Origin of the sequence: Orientia chuto str. Dubai, assembly GCF_000964595.1 — a bacterium.
Classification (GTDB): Bacteria; Pseudomonadota; Alphaproteobacteria; order Rickettsiales; family Rickettsiaceae; genus Orientia; species Orientia mediorientalis.
In genome coordinates, this window is sequence record NZ_LANP01000008.1 from 25,736 (window position 1) to 43,432 (window position 17,697).

Annotated in this window: 19 protein-coding genes and 2 pseudogenes; 14 read left to right on the forward strand and 7 right to left on the reverse strand. The window is 30.1% G+C overall.

All coding sequences use genetic code 11. The annotated features are described in order from the left end of the window. Positions 1-1,112: 1,112 nt before the first annotated feature. From OCHUTO_RS07035 to OCHUTO_RS01825, 4 genes and pseudogenes are all read left to right on the forward strand, one after another. Positions 1,113-1,298, forward strand: a pseudogene (locus OCHUTO_RS07035) (ankyrin repeat domain-containing protein); the annotation flags it as partial. After that, positions 1,287-1,427, forward strand: a complete 141-nt coding sequence (locus tag OCHUTO_RS07040) for an ankyrin repeat domain-containing protein (protein WP_370664237.1) — start codon at positions 1,287-1,289, stop codon at positions 1,425-1,427. The pseudogene OCHUTO_RS07035 and the gene OCHUTO_RS07040, both read left to right, overlap by 12 nt. Beyond that, positions 1,405-2,130 (forward strand): ankyrin repeat domain-containing protein, encoded by a 726-nt coding sequence (locus OCHUTO_RS01820; protein WP_045797151.1) that lies wholly within the window; start codon positions 1,405-1,407, stop codon positions 2,128-2,130. The genes OCHUTO_RS07040 and OCHUTO_RS01820 overlap by 23 nt, the downstream gene beginning before the upstream one ends. A gap of 356 nt (positions 2,131-2,486) precedes the next feature. Further along, the gene (locus OCHUTO_RS01825) at positions 2,487-3,488 is read left to right on the forward strand and encodes an ankyrin repeat domain-containing protein (RefSeq protein ID WP_045797152.1); all 1,002 of its coding nucleotides are present in this window, start codon (positions 2,487-2,489) and stop codon (positions 3,486-3,488) included. Positions 3,489-3,838: 350 nt separating this feature from the next. Here the strand turns inward: OCHUTO_RS01825 and OCHUTO_RS06765 are convergent, their stop codons facing one another. The 7 genes from OCHUTO_RS06765 to radC form a co-directional block, all read right to left on the reverse strand. After that, positions 3,839-3,970 carry a hypothetical protein gene (locus OCHUTO_RS06765; protein ID WP_269745473.1) on the reverse strand — a complete coding sequence of 44 codons (132 nt, stop codon included), beginning with the start codon at positions 3,968-3,970 and terminating at the stop codon, positions 3,839-3,841. A 582-nt stretch (positions 3,971-4,552) separates the two neighbouring features. Then, positions 4,553-5,062: an amino acid kinase family protein gene (locus OCHUTO_RS06275; protein ID WP_232296925.1), complete on the reverse strand. Its 510-nt coding sequence runs from the start codon at positions 5,060-5,062 to the stop codon at positions 4,553-4,555. Then, positions 4,972-5,379, reverse strand: a complete 408-nt coding sequence (locus OCHUTO_RS06280) for an amino acid kinase family protein (RefSeq protein WP_232296926.1) — start codon at positions 5,377-5,379, stop codon at positions 4,972-4,974. The genes OCHUTO_RS06275 and OCHUTO_RS06280 overlap by 91 nt, the downstream gene beginning before the upstream one ends. A gap of 67 nt (positions 5,380-5,446) precedes the next feature. After that, positions 5,447-6,070, reverse strand: coding sequence for a ribosome biogenesis GTP-binding protein YihA/YsxC (gene yihA / locus OCHUTO_RS01835; protein WP_045797153.1), 624 nt, complete (start codon positions 6,068-6,070; stop codon positions 5,447-5,449). Beyond that, a complete protein-coding gene (gene yidC / locus OCHUTO_RS01840; protein WP_045797154.1) occupies positions 6,067-7,758 on the reverse strand; it encodes a membrane protein insertase YidC in 1,692 nt (563 codons plus the stop codon). The genes yihA and yidC overlap by 4 nt, the downstream gene beginning before the upstream one ends. Before the next feature lie 527 nt (positions 7,759-8,285). After that, entirely contained in the window at positions 8,286-8,597 is a 312-nt protein-coding gene (locus OCHUTO_RS01845) for a DciA family protein (protein WP_045797155.1), read from the reverse strand. Positions 8,598-8,624: 27 nt separating this feature from the next. Beyond that, positions 8,625-9,305 (reverse strand): RadC family protein, encoded by a 681-nt coding sequence (radC, locus tag OCHUTO_RS01850; RefSeq protein WP_045797156.1) that lies wholly within the window; start codon positions 9,303-9,305, stop codon positions 8,625-8,627. A 232-nt stretch (positions 9,306-9,537) separates the two neighbouring features. Here radC and rpsL point away from each other — a divergent pair, with 232 nt between their 5' ends. The 10 genes and pseudogenes from rpsL to OCHUTO_RS04810 form a co-directional block, all read left to right on the forward strand. After that, complete coding sequence (rpsL, locus tag OCHUTO_RS01855) at positions 9,538-9,909, forward strand: 30S ribosomal protein S12 (RefSeq protein WP_045797157.1); 372 nt, start codon at positions 9,538-9,540, stop codon at positions 9,907-9,909. A gap of 21 nt (positions 9,910-9,930) precedes the next feature. Beyond that, positions 9,931-10,446: a 30S ribosomal protein S7 gene (gene rpsG / locus OCHUTO_RS01860; RefSeq protein ID WP_045797158.1), complete on the forward strand. Its 516-nt coding sequence runs from the start codon at positions 9,931-9,933 to the stop codon at positions 10,444-10,446. Positions 10,447-10,449: 3 nt separating this feature from the next. Beyond that, a complete protein-coding gene (gene fusA, locus OCHUTO_RS01865) occupies positions 10,450-12,546 on the forward strand; it encodes an elongation factor G (protein ID WP_045797159.1) in 2,097 nt (698 codons plus the stop codon). A 153-nt stretch (positions 12,547-12,699) separates the two neighbouring features. Next, positions 12,700-14,175, forward strand: a complete 1,476-nt coding sequence (locus tag OCHUTO_RS01870) for a S1 RNA-binding domain-containing protein (RefSeq protein ID WP_045797160.1) — start codon at positions 12,700-12,702, stop codon at positions 14,173-14,175. A 617-nt stretch (positions 14,176-14,792) separates the two neighbouring features. Beyond that, a pseudogene (locus OCHUTO_RS01875) lies at positions 14,793-15,553 on the forward strand (DNA adenine methylase); the annotation flags it as partial. 208 nt (positions 15,554-15,761) lie between these two features. Beyond that, a complete protein-coding gene (locus tag OCHUTO_RS06285; RefSeq protein ID WP_045797161.1) occupies positions 15,762-16,169 on the forward strand; it encodes a tetratricopeptide repeat protein in 408 nt (135 codons plus the stop codon). A 137-nt stretch (positions 16,170-16,306) separates the two neighbouring features. Continuing rightward, on the forward strand, positions 16,307-16,576 hold the full coding sequence (locus OCHUTO_RS06295) for a hypothetical protein (RefSeq protein ID WP_232296927.1): 270 nt from the start codon (positions 16,307-16,309) through the stop codon (positions 16,574-16,576). A 3-nt stretch (positions 16,577-16,579) separates the two neighbouring features. Then, positions 16,580-16,912 carry a TraD N-terminal domain-containing protein gene (locus OCHUTO_RS04805; RefSeq protein WP_232296928.1) on the forward strand — a complete coding sequence of 111 codons (333 nt, stop codon included), beginning with the start codon at positions 16,580-16,582 and terminating at the stop codon, positions 16,910-16,912. 35 nt (positions 16,913-16,947) lie between these two features. Continuing rightward, positions 16,948-17,082: a hypothetical protein gene (locus OCHUTO_RS06770; protein ID WP_269745474.1), complete on the forward strand. Its 135-nt coding sequence runs from the start codon at positions 16,948-16,950 to the stop codon at positions 17,080-17,082. 228 nt (positions 17,083-17,310) lie between these two features. Continuing rightward, positions 17,311-17,697 (forward strand): type IV secretion system DNA-binding domain-containing protein (locus tag OCHUTO_RS04810; RefSeq protein WP_045797623.1); only part of this gene is annotated, 387 nt, incomplete at its 3' end.

Sequence of the window (17,697 nt, forward strand, 5' to 3'; positions counted from 1 at the left end):
TGAGTTATTGTTTTTATTGTTTCAGCTTTTAACAAGAGTTTTCCTCTCAAATTGTTGCCCAAATGTAGAGCAAAGATACATACAGTAGATGAATTTGATAATTTATCCATACACTATTTTAATAGTGACTTACATATATTAAGTATATATTAAGAAAATTGGTAAGAACTATTACAGATAGCTTAGGTCGAACTATTACACATATTGTATCTGAGAAAAATAACTGTTAAGTAGTAAAATATTTATCGCAATTTTATTCCAAAAAAAGATAACTATAGATCACTATGGAGTTACTGTAAAAAAGCTTATCCTCAGATTATAATGTTCTAATATTGCTGAAACCATATTTACTAATAATGGAAGAAGAATTAGATGTGGAAAAAAAATATTATACAAGGTATAACTAATTTAAAGATTGTATAATATATCAAAGTATTCAATTGGTCTAATAGGAACTTGTATTACTTTAAATTATTATTCTTAATTACTTAGAACAAACTATAATTACCATATAATTGATATGTTATTAATAAGATATACACTGTGTGGTTAAATAGCTAATAAATAATTACGATTTTTTTATAGCAACTTTTTTGTGCTAATTAATTCATAATATATTTGACTTGAAAATAGCTTAATTAGCCTTAGGTTGTATGCGTTTCTCGATCATTAGTTCAACTTCTAAATTAAAAATTAGCGTTAAATTTCCTAAATTTTTGTTCTTCCTATTTTAACGTTTTACTTTAATTTGTTTGTAATATTGATAAATTTTATAAATTTAATTTCAATTAAAGTTGAATATTAATTATAAAAACTGCTAAAAATTAACACAAGTGGATAATAGGTTCTATAAAATTAGAAGGATTAATTTTTATTAATCTTTATACTTCTTTATATTTGATATGCTTTTCATATTTTTTCAGTAGACAGAGTTAATATAGAATAGTTTATCACGTAAATCAATTCTAGGTTGCATTATTACTTATTAAATGTATAGTAATACCGCAAGATATACTACATTTTCGAAAAAATATCTGAAAATTCTTGCTTTATATAATATTTAATTTCGGAGAAGATATGAATAATGCTGCTTTACGCTCTGCTGCGCTGAACATGGTCATGCAGAAGAAGTACGACGTATTCTTTTAGAGGGAGAAAATATCAATGTTAATTCAGTGGATCTGTATGGAAATGCCGCTTTAGATCTTGCTGTTAATAGAGGTTACATAGAAACTGTAAATGTTCTGTTAGCTCATGGAGCTGATCCAAATTTAGGGGTCAGGTATATGAATATTCCTTTAATAACAGCAACTATTAAGGGTTACAAAGATATTGTATGTTCTTTGTTAGTTCATGGAGCTGATGTAAATCAGCCAAATGTTTATAATAATACTGCTCTGCATTATGCCTCGAAAACAATCTATTGAGATTGTAAAGCTTCTAATAGCTCATGGAGCTAGCACAAATTGTCAAAATGTATTAGGTAACACTCCTTTGCATCATGCTGCTAAATATGGTCAAGTAGAAATTGTAAAGTGTCTGTTAGCTAGTGGAGCTGATACAAATTTATGCAATAACGTGCTCTGTACTCCTCTTAGTAGCATAGTGCATTCTAAGCATCAAAATTTAAAAATAATAAAGTTATTAATTGCTAATCTTGTTAAGCAAGAATGCTGTAATCAAAATATTGATTCAACAGATAAACAGATTATAGATTGTTGCTTTGCTGAAATAAAACACAAATGTTTGCAAGAAGTACAGAGCATGCAAGCCATTGTTGTTAAAGATAATTTAACTCTTTGGGATATATTTGTGGTAGGACATGATAAAGAGGAACAGAAAAAATACGCTTGTATGCTTGATGTTACAGAATGTCCTCAATATCGATTGTATATTGACAAAGACATTGTGAGATCTGCAGCATTAAATACTGCACTAAAATCAATGAGTAATATTTTTGATCCATGTAGTTCTCCAGAAGCTCAACCACATTTGCCTTACTTACCACCTGAAATGAAATTAATGATACTGGAAAATTTGAATAATGAAGAGTTAATAAAAGTAAGTACGACAGAGCAAGAAGAAGAAACTGTAGTTGCAGGAGCATCTCCTCTATATGAAGAAGGATAGTTGTTGTTCCATATTGAGGAGTAGCCAGTTGCTAAAAAATAGACAGAAAGCTTGATAAAAAGTTAGATCTGGTTTCTATATCTTTTTTCAGTATCATTTTCTGGTACTTCTGAAAATAGATTAATATGGATATTGGATTTTTCTATCGAATTTTATGTAGCTTCTGTCTAGAAGTAATCATATACGCTTGATTGTGAATATATTTATAATAGTTTATCACGTAAATCAATTTTAGATTGCATTATTACTTATTAAGTGTATAATAATGCTGAATGCTGCAAGATATATTTTCTAAAAGAAATATATTAAAATTCCTTGCTTTATATATTATTTAATTTCGGAGAAGAGGAGAAGATATGAATAATGCTACTTTACGCTCTGCTGCTAAACATGGTAATGCAGCAGAGGTACAACGTATTCTTTTAGAGGGAGAAAGTATCGATATTAATTCAGTAGATGAAGATGGAAGTACTGCTTTACATCTTGCTGTTTATGAAGGCCACACGGAAACTGTAAATATTCTATTAGCTCATGGAGCTGATCCAAATTTAGAGGACATGTATAGGCGTAGTTCTTTAATAACAGCTACTATTAAGGGTTACAACGATGTTGTACATTCTTTGTTAGTTCATGGAGCTGATGTAGAGCAGGGAGGTATTAATGGTAATACTGCTCTGCATTATGCTTCAGTACGATCTGTTGAGCTTGTAAAGACGCTAGTAGCTCATGGAGCTAATGTAAATTGTCAAAATACATTATGGGACACTCCTTTGCATCTTGCTGCTGGATATAATAAATTAAAAAATGTACAGTATCTGCTAGCTAGTGGAGCTGATACAAGTTTATGCAATAACGTGCTCTGTACTCCTCTTAGGTGTATGAATCATTCTGATGGTGAAAACTTAGAAATAGTAAAGTTATTAGTTGCTAATATTGTTAAGCGAGAAGCCTGTAATCAAAATGTTGATTTAGCAGATAAATTGCTTGTAGATAGTGTATTTGCTGACTTGAAACAAGGATGTTTGCAAGAAATACAGGAAATGCAAGCCATTATTGTTAAAGATGAATTATCTCTTTGGGATATATTTGTGGCAGGAAATAATAAAGAGGAACAGAAAAAATACGCTTCTATGCTTGATGTTACCAAATGTGCTCAATATCGATTGTATATTGATGAAGACATTGTGAAATCTGCAGTATTACATACTGCACTAGAATCAATGAGTAAAATTTTTGACCCATGTAGTTCTCCAGACGCTCAACCACATTTGCCTTACTTACCACCTGAAATGAAATTAATGATACTAGAAAATTTGAGTAATGAAGAGTTAATAAAAATGAGTCAATCAGAAGGATAAACTGTAGTTGCAGGAGCGTCTTCTTTATATATAGTTGTTGTTCCATATAGCAGCCATAGTTGCTAAAAAATAGACAGAAAGCTTGATAAAAAGTTAGATCTGGCTTATATATCTTTTTTTAGTATCATTTTCTGGTATTTCTGAAAATGGATTAATATGGATATTGGATTTTTCTATCGAATTTTATGTAGCTTTTGTCTAGAAATAATCATATACGCTTGATTGTGAATATATTTATAATTGAAGTTGAATATTAATTATAAAAATTAATGCGAGTTAATAGTAGCTTCTATAAAGCATAAAAGTTAATACAAACTAACTTCCTTGCTTCTTTATATTTGGTATGCTTTTCATACTTTTTTAGTAGGCAATGTTATTGCCATATGGTTTATCACTGCTGTATTACAGCCAAATACTCTAGCAATTTTTTTCTTTTTTAAGCTATTTTCGATAGTATCATGTAATACTGTAATAATAATCATATTAGTGTTAAAAACTGTAGTCTGATATGCTATACTATTATTAGCTTGATATTTCTACATCTTTTGCTATATTACTGGTTTTTCATTTGGTGATAAAGAGGCTATTTAAAACAAAAATTGTTTTCTGATTTTATAATATGGGATTGAAGTTGGTAACTAGTATAAAGAGAGAAAAATAAACTTTTACCTTTAGTTGAAAAGTTTTTGTTATATAAAAATTCAATTATTTGAAACTATATTTGGTCTTCAGTGTATTAAAATTGCCTTTTGATTGCAAACATACAAGACATCATTCAATATGGAATGCTTTCATCTACATATTTCCTCTTAATTACCTATTGCCTGAAACCTACTAAATCTTCTATTGATTCTAAAATCTTTAATTCAAAACTGAGGCCCTAACCTCCTCATTAGTACTGAATTTGGGATATCTATCTAATCTTTGATGCACCTAATGCTTTCATATGTCTTATTAGTAATATTTTTTACTTATATTCTTTATTTATTAGCACTCTTAAAAAATAACATATACTATATTATTGTATTATTGTTTCTTTTTATATGAGGTAGCTCCTTATATTACTATAATTTAACTTCGATAATGTTATCAGTCTTATTAAAAAGACCATTGATCAATGCATCTGATGTAGTTGAATTAACAATTCTTATTTTTTCTACATTATTATTTAAAGCGTCGCAAGTTGCATGTATAATAGATTGATCAATACAGCAATTTTGGTTATTCTCATAAAACTTTTTAAATTGAGCTAAGCTATAGTTTTGAAACTGTATATTCTGCTTAAACTCAGTCAGAAATACTAAGCATTTAGCTGTCATACTAGCTGCAATTACTGAACTAGTTATATTAACATCAAGTAAACATGTTGAATTATTAGGACCAACTGATACTGGTGAAATGACAGTTACTAAATTTGCATCTTCCAAGCTGATTAAAATTTCTGGATTAACAATTGCAGGGCTATTGGTAAATTGTAGATCAATTACTGATTTAGATTTTCTATCTTGATTTGAATAAATAATTCTTGATTTTCGTGCTTCGATAAGATTAGCACTTTTACCTGAAATACCCATTGCCATACATCCACATTACATAAACTGCTTACTATTTTTGAATTAATATGTCCAACCAATACCATTTCGATAATTTGAGTAGTACGGTAACTAGTAATATTATTCTTATATTTTAGCTCTTCAGAAAATCCTAATAATTGCAAAGTTGAGTCTAGTATTTGACTGTAATCATGAATAATAATAACATTTATTCCTAGCATTGTTAATAAATAAACATTTTCAGAAAAATTAGCTAACTGTGTATCATCATTTATTATACCTGCAGAAAGCTTGATAACTATAGTTTCCCCCTTTAAATCAACACTTTGCGCTAGCAAAAATTTTATGGCTTTAGAACTTAAATTATAGCTATGACTTTGTGAATTCTTAGTACTAATATCAAGTTCATTTAGAGTATTTGAGTATATTATGCTGAATTTCTTGCGCACCATTTTTATTCCTAATACTTGTAAATATTACTTTATCATTAAAATTAAGCAGTTTTTTGCTTGCAGTTATTAAAATACTTTTTTCTGATGATGAAACCTTATCTTCCTTAGTAAAAACAATTTTTACACTATAATTAAAGTGATGCACTAAATTTATTACTGCAAGATCATTATTTTTTATTCCCCGCCTAGCATCAATTAATACATATATTAGTTTTAAATTTTTTCTATTCTCTAAATAATTTAAGATCAATTTCTCCCAGTTTTTACATATAACTGCTGCTACCTTAGAGTAACCATAACCTGGTAAATCAACTAAAATTAACTTGTTTGCTATTAAAAAAAAGTTTATTTCTCTAGTTCGGCCAGGAGTTTTAGAAACTCTAGCAAGGCTGTGCCTATTACATAATAAATTAATCAAAGAAGATTTGCCAACATTTGATTTGCCGATAAAGGCAAATTCTGACATATTAGTTATAGGAAACTGACTTCTACTAGTTGCTCCTTGAAGAAATTTAGCCTCCTGCTTAAAAAGCTTTAGCTTGTTTTTTATTAAGTTATTACCTATAAGTTCTTTCATTTATTATTAAGCTTATTGATAACAAGTTGTTGTAACATTGATAATATATTATTCCATGTCCAGTAAATTAGCAACCCAGCTGGAAAGCTACTAAACACTACTAAAAACACTAATGGCATAAATTTTAGTACTTGAGCTTGAACTGGATCAGTAGGGGCTGGATTCATTTTTTGCTGCAGTACCATTGTGATCGCAGTAAAAATAGGCCAAGCTCCAATGTTTAAAAAACTAGGAACATGAAAAGGTAGCAAACCAAATAAATTAAATATGCAAGTTGGATCAATATCTGATAGGTCTTTAATCCAGATAAAAAAAGGCGCATGTCTCATTTCTATAGTTACATATAAAACTTTATATAAAGAGAAAAAGACTGGCAGTTGCATTAATACAGGTAAACAGCCTGCAACTGGATTTATTTTTTCCTTTTTGTATAAAGCCATTACTTCCTGTTGAAATTTGATTTTATCTTTTCCATATAGTTCCTGAAGGTACTGAATTTTAGGTTGTAAGTCTTTCATCTTCTTCATCGAAGAATATGATCGATTAGCTAAACTAAACATTATTATTTTTACTAACACTGTAACAATTAAAATACTTACACCAAAGTTGCCACAATATTTGTAAAAAAAGCTTAGAGTATAAAAAAGAGGCTTAGTAAGAATATAGAACCAACCAAAATCAATTGCTCTGTCAAATAGTTTTATATTATATTTTTCAGCATAATGGTCTAATAATTTGACTTCCTTAGCTCCAAGAAATAGATGATGTATAACAGATAAACTACCGCCATTTGAATTAATTACTTCTTTAGGAGATAAGAAACTAACTTGGTATTTGTCAAGTTCAGCTTTACCATGAATAAAGCTTGTAGAATAACGGTACTTAGTGTCTGGAATAAATGATGTTAGCCAATATTTATCGCTTATACCTAGCCAATTAACAACATTTAGGTTATAATTAATGTGCTTTTTGTTTTTTAACTTAGAGTAAGAAACTTCGTTTAAGTAGCTATCAATTGATGCTATAGGACCTTGGTGTAAAATATTGACAGATTTGTCATTTTCTACTAAGTTACGGTGCACTAGACCATGTAGTTGAACAGTAATCTGTTGTTTGCTGTTATTAATAACAGATTGATTAATAGTAAACATATAATTATCATCTACTGATATACTAACTATAAATTGTACATTGTGTTTATTAATCCAAGTAAGTGTTACTATATCATTAGCATGTAGTACATATTTATCTGCTTGCCATACTGTATCACTATTTGGAAGATCTGAATCTGTATCTTTAGCACCATACCAACCAACTTCAGCAAAGTAAGCTGCGGCTGTTTCTGAAGGAGATAGTAGTTCAACATTTGGACTATTTTCTAAAACATCTTGTTTATAGTCTGTTAGTACTAGGTCATCAAATCTTAATCCTCTTAATGATATTGAACCATGCAACTTATTAGTAATAATTTTTACTCTAGTACTATAGTTAATTATGTCTGCTTTATCTTTAAATCCAGTGTTATGCAGTAAAGGTTGATAAGTATTAGAGTGCTTGTTATAATCTACTGTTTGTGTGCTAGAGATTTTTATTAAGCGAGGCCTCTCATAAAAAAAATGCCATCCTAAAATAATTGCCAATGACAAAGTTATTGCTAAAATAAGATTTAGCCTATTATCATTATTCATTGCTTAATTTTTTTTATAAATTTAGTTTAATTTTCTTTCTATAAGATTTATATAAAATAAGCAATAAAAATTATCTCATTACTTATTGAGTTATATTATTAACTAATGTTATTAAATTACCTTGCAAGAAAAAAATCAGATTAAGATTTGCATAATATATTATCTCAAACAGAGAGATTATTCTTGCAGTGGTAAATAATAGTAGTTCGAAGTTCATTCATGATTAGAATTTGGTTGTTGCTGCAATAAGAAAAAAAGTTAATCACTCTAGAGCATATCGTTGTAAGAATTTTACATTTATTATAATCTTCATTTATAGAGAGGAATTAAATCATTTTTGTGACTAGCTAAGATAATTGTAGCAATAGAAATAGAAAAAATGAGAACAGAACATAGAATGCATGATATAAAACGATCTTGGTATATTATTAATGAGTCTTTTGTAAACCATTTTGTGAAGTTATTTTTTCATAATTTATCTCTGTAAGCCTTCTACCTAATCCTTCCTAATCCAAAATAGAGTTTTTTTAGCCTCTATGGGGTTTTACATTTATTATAATCTTCATTATTTTGTAGCCTAAATAAATAGCAATTTTCTCAATAATTAGCTTTCGTTGAAAATTTAATTCAAGATTGGTGACTGAATCATAAGCATTAACGTATAGCATGCTATTGTTAGAATCTTTTTGATAAATCATTTTTTGTGGACATGATTGCTTGCCAAGCTTGTAGCCAACAATTTTATTCCAATGTAATACTATATCAGCATACTCTTTCCCATATTTACTTGAAAGTATGCTTTGTATAATTCTGAGAGTATGTTGACTTAATAATTGCATGTATTATATATTAGCTAATTCTACTAATTATAGAAGCAAGTTTGATTTAAAACTAAAAAAATCATTGCTGCAGATAATGACGTGATCATGTACAACAATGCTAAATGTTTTGCAAGCTTCAACTATTTTTTGGGTGATTTCAATATCTATTGCTGATGGTTTAGGGATACCGCTAGGATGGTTATGCACGAGTATTATAGCACTTGCTTCATGAAATAAAGCCCTTTTGACTATTTCTCTTGGATATACTGGAGTCTGATCAACTGTGCCAGTTCCATGCAGTTCATCTGCTATGACAATGTTTTTTTTATTAAGAAATAATATACGAAATTGTTCAATTTTAGCTTTACCAATAGTCATCTTTAAGTATTCTAATAGAGATGACCAAGAACTTAGTATATGTTGATTCATTACCTTTTGTGCTAAAATTCTATGGATAAATTCTTTAACCAAAAATATTGGTATACATACTGAATTACTAACCATAGGTATAGACATAAGCTTGTCTTTTTCAGCATAAATCACGTTTGTTAAGGTAGTAAATTGCTTTAGTAAATCTTTAGCTATCGGTTTTACATCTTGTCTTTTAATTGAGTGAAATAGCAATAACTCTAGTAGCTCATAGTCAGGTAAACTATTACCAGGAATAGATTGTAAAAAGCGTTCTTTTAATCTTTTTCTGTGGCCAAGACAATATTGCGAATTCATTGTAATTAATACTCAATGATTAAAATAAATTATGATTCCATATTGTATGATAATTTATCTAGTGATCAATAGAAAATAAAATTCTTTAAAGTTGCTTGATTTTTTTTATATAATTAGATATGTTTGTTCCTTAAATAGTATTAAGTAATTATTTAGACTTAAATATTTTGTAGAGCTTTTAATAGTAATACTAGAATTTAACCATAACATTATTTTGGAGAGCTTAAGTTTAATGCCAACAAACAATCAGCTAGTACGCTATGGACGCAGGTCTAAAGTTAGGACTTCTAAGTCCCCAGCTCTGAATGGTAATCCATTTGCTAAGGGGGTATGCGTTTTAGTTAAAACTATTACACCTAGAAAGCCTAATTCTGCTTTACGAAAGATGGCTCGTGTGCGTTTTAGAAATGGTACTTGTGTTAATGCTTATATTCCCGGAGAAGGGCATAACTTACAAGAGCATTCTACGGTGCTGGTAAGAGGTGGAAGGGTACCAGATTTGCCAGGTGTGCGTTATCATATAGTCCGTGGTGTATATGATACTCAGGGGGTTAAGAATCGAAAGCAAGGTCGTTCAAGGTATGGTACAAAGCGTCCAAAGTAGTGTGTTAATTTAGAGAATAATATGTCGCGTCGTTCTACAGAAATAAAAAGAAGATTGTTACCAAGTTATCAAAACATGTCTGCTGGTACAGATAATCAAAGAATGTTAGTTGGTAAGTTTATTAATAAGCTTATACGTAATGGTAACAAAGAGCTTATTGAAAAAATGCTTAATAAGATAATTCAGTATATTCAACAAAAATATAAAACAGATGGATATGAGATGTTAGAAGTTGCATGTAATAATGTTAAGCCATCCCTTCAAGTTGAATCTTTACGGTTGGGAGGGGCAACTTACCAGGTTCCTTCTCCTGTTAGTGAGTCAAGGAGTTATACTTTAGCTATTAAATGGATTATTAATGCAGCTGCTAATAGGACTTTTGAAAAGCATACATGGCAAAAAATTGCAGAGGAATTATATGAAGCTTCAAATGGTCGAGGAGGAGCAATTAAGAAAAAGGATGATAATCATAAAATGGCAGAAGCAAATCAAGCCTTTGCTCATTTAATTACTAGAAGAAGGTCTAGGGGTAATTAATCTATGTCAGAAAATCATAAATTATCTCACGTAAGGAATATTGGAATTGGAGCGCATATTGATGCTGGAAAAACAACAACTACTGAAAGGATTTTATATTATACTGGCGTTTCTTATAGTATAGGGGAAGTTCATGATGGTACTACTATTATGGATTATATGAAACAAGAAAGGGATAGAGGGATTACTATACAGTCTGCAGCAACGACTTGTCACTGGATGAAGAATGAAAAAAAATATAAAATTAACATCATTGATACTCCTGGTCATGTAGATTTCACTATTGAAGTAGGGAGAGCATTGCGAGTATTGGATGGTATGATTGCTGTATTTGATGGTGTTGCAGGAGTTGAGCCTCAGTCTGAAACAGTATGGCGACAGGCTGATAAATATTCAGTTCCTAGAATATGCTTTGTAAATAAGATGGATAGAATGGGAGCAGATTTTTTTCGATGTGTTCAGATGATGAAGGATCGTTTGGGTACTACACCATTAGTAATACAGTTACCTATCGGAATTGAAGATACCTTTAAAGGTGTAATTGATTTAGTAAAAATGAAAGCTATCGTTTGGAGTAATGAAGATTTGGGGGCGAAATATAAATATCAGGATATTCCTAGTGATATGCAAGCAGTGGCTGAGGATTATAGACATCGACTATTAGAAACAATAGTTGAGGTTGATGAAGAAGTACTTAATTTTTACCTGGCAAGTGATGAGGTATCAGAATTAGATATTATAAAATGTATTAGAAAAGGTGCAATATCTGGATTATTTGTACCAGTGCTTTGTGGTAGCGCATTTAAGAATAAAGGTGTTCAACCTTTGCTAGATGCAGTAATTGATTACTTGCCTTCCCCTAGTGATATAGATAGTATTAAAGCTGTTGATGTTCAAACAGAACAAGAAATCAGTAGAAAAGTAAGTGTAGATGAACCGTTTTCTGCTTTAGCTTTTAAAATAATTAATGATCCTTTTGTAGGCTCGTTAACATTTGTTCGAATATATTCAGGGAGATTACAAACTGGAAGTACTGTTATAAATACTACTAAAAATAAAAAGGAACGTATTAGTCGTATGCTCTTAGTGCATGCTAATAATAGGAAAGATATTAAAGAGGCTGTAGCAGGTGATATAATAGCGCTTACAGGGTTAAAGCATACAACTACTGGTGATACTATTTGTGCTTTAGAACATCAAATTATTTTAGAAAAAATAGAATTCCCTAAGCCAGTTATTGAGCTTGCAGTTGAACCAAAAACGCCATCAGATCAAGAAAAAATATCAGCAGCTTTAATAAGGTTGGCAGCTGAAGACCCTTCGTTAGTTTTTACTGTAGATCATGAAACAAATCAAATGGTAATTAAGGGTATGGGGGAGCTGCATCTTGAAATTGTTATTGATCGTATGAAAGAGGAATTTAAAGTCGAGGTTAATGTTGGAGCTCCAAGAGTAGCATATAGAGAAACTATTACTCAATCTTATACAGTAGATTATACTCATAAAAAGCAAACTGGTGGTGCTGGGCAGTTTGCTCGTGTCAAAATCATTTTTGAGCCTTTAGAACCAGGTTCTGGATTTCAATTTGAAAGTAAGATTGTTGGAGGAGCTATTCCTAAAGAATTTATTCCAGGTGTAGAAAAAGGATTAGAAGAAATAAAAGAAGCGGGTGTTTTAGCTGGTTATCCTACAATTGATTTCAAAGCGACCTTGATTGATGGTAGTTTTCATGAAGTTGATTCTAGTGTGTTAGCATTTGAAATTGCAGCTAAAAATGCATTTAAGGAGGGAATAACGAAAGCAGGACCTAAATTGCTTGGTCCTATTATGAAAGTAGAGGTGATTTCTCCTAATGAATATATGGGAGATATTATTGGTGATCTTAATAGTAGATCAGGTGTAATTCAAAGCATTGAGCCTAGGGGTAATACTCAAATTATTAATGCTTGTGCTCCCCTTGGACAAATGTTTGGATATGTTAGTACTTTAAGGTCTTTATCTCAAGGGAGGGCCCAATATAGCATGCTGTTCTCTCATTATGAACAAGTTTCCAGAAGTATGGCAGAAAAAATTCAGGCTAATGAGAGAAGATCAGGTTAAGAAATATAAAAATAGAGTTTTGCTTATATAGTTAAAAGTACTCCTAAAAAAGAATATGAATTATTATGTGCCATAATAATAGTTTATAATATATTAAATCATGAAGTTGTTAGTTAGGCACGGAGAGCAACGTATTATTTTTTAAGTTAAAATATGACACAAAAAAATTTAAAACAAAGATTTATTTCTACTAGTAAATCTGTTGTAGCTCAGGAAAATTTCGAAGAGCTATTTAATAAGCTAAAGAAAAATGAACCAATAAAAGTTGGAACTGTTGTTAAAGGAAAAGTTGTAGATATAGATGATGAAGTAGTTATAGTGGATATTAAGTTAAAAAATGAAGGTAAAATTCCTCTATCAGAGTTTAAACTTGCAAGTGACGTTCCTTTGCCTCAAATAGGTGACTTAGTTGATGTATATGTTGAGAAACTTGAAGGTCGTAATGGTCGTACAGTGTTAAGCCGTGAGAAGGCTTTAAGAGAAGAAGCTTGGTCTATACTTGAAGAATCTCAAAAAAATGGTTCACTAGTTGATGGTGTTATTTTTGGTAAAGTAAAGGGTGGTTTTACTGTAGATCTTTCAGGTGTTGTAGCGTTTTTGCCTGGAAGTCAAGTTGACGTGCGACGGCCTATTAAAAATATTGCTCCATTAATGAATATAGTGCAGCCATTTCAAATCTTAAAAATGGATAAAAAACTTGGTAATATTGTGGTATCAAGAAGGGCTGTTTTAGAGGAGGCTAGATCTGGTATACGGCAGGAAGTATTATCTAAAATACATGTTGGGATGATACTAAATGGTGTTGTAAAAAGTATTGTTTATTATGGAGCCTTTGTTGAGCTTTCTGGTTCTGATGAATTAACATTTGATATAAAAGTAGATGGATTACTACATTCTATAAATATTTTGTGGCGTAAAATTAATCATCCAGGTGAAGAGTTACAAGTTGGGCAGCAAGTAAGAGTTGTAGTTATTGGTATTGATATAAGCTCTGGTCAGATTTCACTTGGTATGAAGCAATTAAGTCCTAATCCATGGGATGATATTGATAAGAATATACAAATAGATGATATTAAGGTTGGTAAGGTAAAAAGTATTGCAGAATATGGTGTATTTATTGAGGTAACAAAGGATCTAGAGGGATTATGTCATTCAGGGCATCTTAGCTGGGATAAAATCAATCAAAATCCTAAAAAATCATTAACTATTGGGCAAGAAGTTATATTTAAAATCTTAGACATTGATAAAGAAAGACATAGAATTTCGTTAAGCTTAAAGTTATGTAAGCCTAATCCATGGCAAGTTTTAGTTAAGGAATTTCCAGTAGGGACTATTGTTAAAGCTCCATTACGTAATATAACAAATTTTGGAATGTTTGTAGCACTGTCTGTTACTACTGATGCAGTTAAATATGATATTGATGGTAAGGAATATGAAGTTAGCGAAACAACATATCAAATTGATGGTATGATACATGAATCTGATATTCCAAGGTATGGGGATTTGAATAATTCTCCACTAAAAAATTATAATAAGGGTGAGGAAATAGAATGCATGGTTTTAGCTGTTGATATGGAAAAGGAAAGAATTAATTTAGGTATTAAACAGCTTATATCAAGTTCTAAATAGTAACAATTTTTATCCAAAGGCAAATTTATCTTGATATGCCTATAAACATTATAGGCAAAAATTATAAATCAATAGAATTGTCTAGGAATTCTAAAATATAGCTTTAAATTGAAGTGAGATATAAGAGGGGAGGTTCTCTTTTCCTAATTAAAAACGGATTTACTAATTTTAGTCCTTATGAAATTTTGTTATTAACATATAACATTGTCTACTGAAAAAGGTTGAAAGTCATATTCAATATAAAGTGTAAAAGTTAATTTTTATTAACTTTTACACTTTATAGAACCTACTATTAACTTGTGTTAACTTTTATTAATTTTTTTAATATTCAACTTTAACTATAATTAAATTTATAAAATTTGTCAATATTACAAAAAAAATTAAAACCAAATGCCGAAAATGAAAATAATAAAAATTTAGGAAATTTAGCACTAATTTTCAACTTAAAATCTGAAAAATTTTTACATAATATTAAACACTAATGCGAAATTATCGCATTCATGGTTGTAAAAAAAAACGTATTTAAAAAGCCCTGTAGCAGTGATTATTACTAGCATTAAGGCTTGTTTTATGCTATAATTTATAGCAGAGATTTTTTACTAACAAAATTACCTTCTGTGTCAGTAGCAACTGCTAATAAACCTTTCCTGCATTGGGTTGGTGGTAAAAGGAGAATTATTAATAAATTATTAGAGCATCTTCCTTCAGGGCCATACTATAATTACTATGAACCTGGTAGAGGGGCTTTTCAAGTAAAGCACATTTTTAAACAATGTTTTTTATCTGATATTAATCTTGATTTAATCACCAGCTATCACGCTGTAAAAAAGAATCCAGAAGAGGTTAATAGATTACTAAATCTATATCATGAAAACCATTCAGAAAATTATTACTATAGAATAAATTATTATAGTAATGATCCCAATTATATAACTGCAAAATTTATCTATCTTAATAAATATTCCTTCAGAGGAATTTATAGACTCAATAGAGATGGTACATCAGCTCAAACATTTTCTGATAAGCAATATCTTAAGCTCCATATTGGCTCTAGAATATATAAATGTAGCAAACTTTTAACCGGTGTATCAATTTATGGGATGGATTTTTCCTTTATAGAACCGAAACAAGGAGATTTTGTTTATCTTGATCCGCCTTATCATAAATCTGGAGAACGATTCTACACCAGAATTCCATTTAATGAAAAAGAGCAAATTAGACTACGAAATTTTGTTCATGAATTAACTGACAAAGGTGTTAAAATTATGCTTTCAAATACTGCCTTTATTAAAGATCTATATAAAACTTTCACATCACGCCTGTTAGAGTTGCATACTCTATCAATGAACAACGTAATCATGTTGATAAAGTATATGTTGAACCCTCTATTAGACTTACGTTGCAGTATAACTGCGGGAATAAAATTTCCAATAAAACGATAAAAAATTGTATCAATATTGCTACTGTTATTTTTAGCGATATTGCAACTATTGGTTATAATATCGTATACTGTATGTTGCATTTTGTGCCTCCAAAAATACAGCTATAGCAGTGATTTTAGAATATTTTTACAAATTATTCTAAAATTGGCATATAATAGCAAAGGAATTGCCTTAAATAATTTAAAAAAGCCACTAGAAGCAATAGAAAATTTCGACTTAGCTATTAAATATAATAATCATTTTGCAGAAGCATATAATAACAAAGCTGTGTCTTATAGAAGACTTGGGAAATATAAAGAAGCTATAATACTTTGTGACCTAGCAATTAAATACAAACATAATTTTGCAGAAGCTTACAACGATAAAGGAGCTTCTTTAAACGACTTAAGACAGTATGGAAATGCAATTGAAAACTTTGATATCGCTATTAAATATGACTCTTATTTTCCAGAAGCTTATTATAATAAAGGCATAGCTTTAATGAATTTAATACAGCTACAAGAAGCTATAGAAAATTATGATATAGCTTTAAATATGATCCTAGTTATATAAAAGCGTACTATAACAAAGCATATGTACTAAGCCTACTGAAAAGGTATTCAGAAGCTATAGAGAATTGTGACCTAGCAATACAATATAATAAAAGTTGTGCAGATATTTATTATATTAAAGGAATGATTCTCGAACAAATGGAAAAGCATCAGAATGCAATAGAGAATTATAATATAGCTATTGAGTATAAACCTGATTTTGCTGAAAATTATCTTGAAAAAGGAATTTCATTACTAAATTTAGGACAACATGCAGCAGCTAAGGAGAATTTTCGTTTAGCTGTTAAATATAATCCTGACATCATAATAGGATATGAAATAGTAATTAAAAGGTTAAAAGAATTAGAAAGTTTTTCTGTTGCAAAAGAATATGAGCAAAAACTACAGATGTTGAAAAAATACTCTTGATTGATGAATATTTGGAATCAAGGTCATTTTACTAGAGGATCACAGCTAGTTGCTCATAAGTTAAGAATGTTTGGCCAAGGTAGTGCTAATGTTCTAACAATTGGCTTTGGATTATCGATATTCTGGATTCTATGGCGACTATATCAAAAACTATTTTTAAGTAGCTTGTATTATTTTGCGATCGAGAGATATGTACAGCTTAAGCTAGCAATTGGTGAACATTTTTATGATATCGATGAAATAGGTATTAAATTCTATAGTTTAATGCTTAAAAAATGGACTTATCTCAATGCTCAAGACTTTGTGTATAAGTTTTATAGGACAACATGGATTTAGAATATACAAATTATGGCAATTTTTAACATTCAGCATTGTTAGAAGGATTAGTTGTTTTTACTATTGGTGCAATAATCTCAATTGTTTTCTTTATTGCTCAAGGCAAAAAAACGGTTATTAAGGCCAAAATTAGAGGTGCTGATCTTGTAGACTATATAGCTAAAATGTAAAAAGAGCTAAAAAGGCCTCAAAATCAATTTTGCAGGCTTCCATTAGTAAAGGATAGCGAAAGACAACACATTCTTATTACCGGTACTCTGGTTCTGGAAAAATGCTTAATGAATTGCTACCTCAAATTCGATTGCAGCGAGCAATAATTGTTGACCTTACGGTGCTTTTATTATAGATTTTTATTCGATGTGATAAGCTACTTAATCCACTTGAGACAAACGTGAACATTGGTACCTTGGAATGATTGTTTCATAGCTGATTTTCATGATATAGCCAATAGCTTTAGTAGCTATAATCCTAGAATCGATAACTTTTTTACTAAAAACGCTGAATTAGTCTTAGCTGAGGCAGTGAAGCTATATCAAAAGGATATTAAACAACTCATAGATACAATTATTTACTCTGATAATAGACAATTTGCAAAAGCATTTAGAAACACAGCTGTAGCAGGTATTATAAGCGAAAGTGCCCCTGAAACTTCTTCTGGGATTCAGTCTACTCTTGGAAAGAATATTACTTCACTGCAATACTTAAAACCTGGTGGTAAGTTTAGTATAAAAGAATGGTTTTCCAATGAAACAGGATGGCTATTTATTACTGCATCTCCAGCTCAA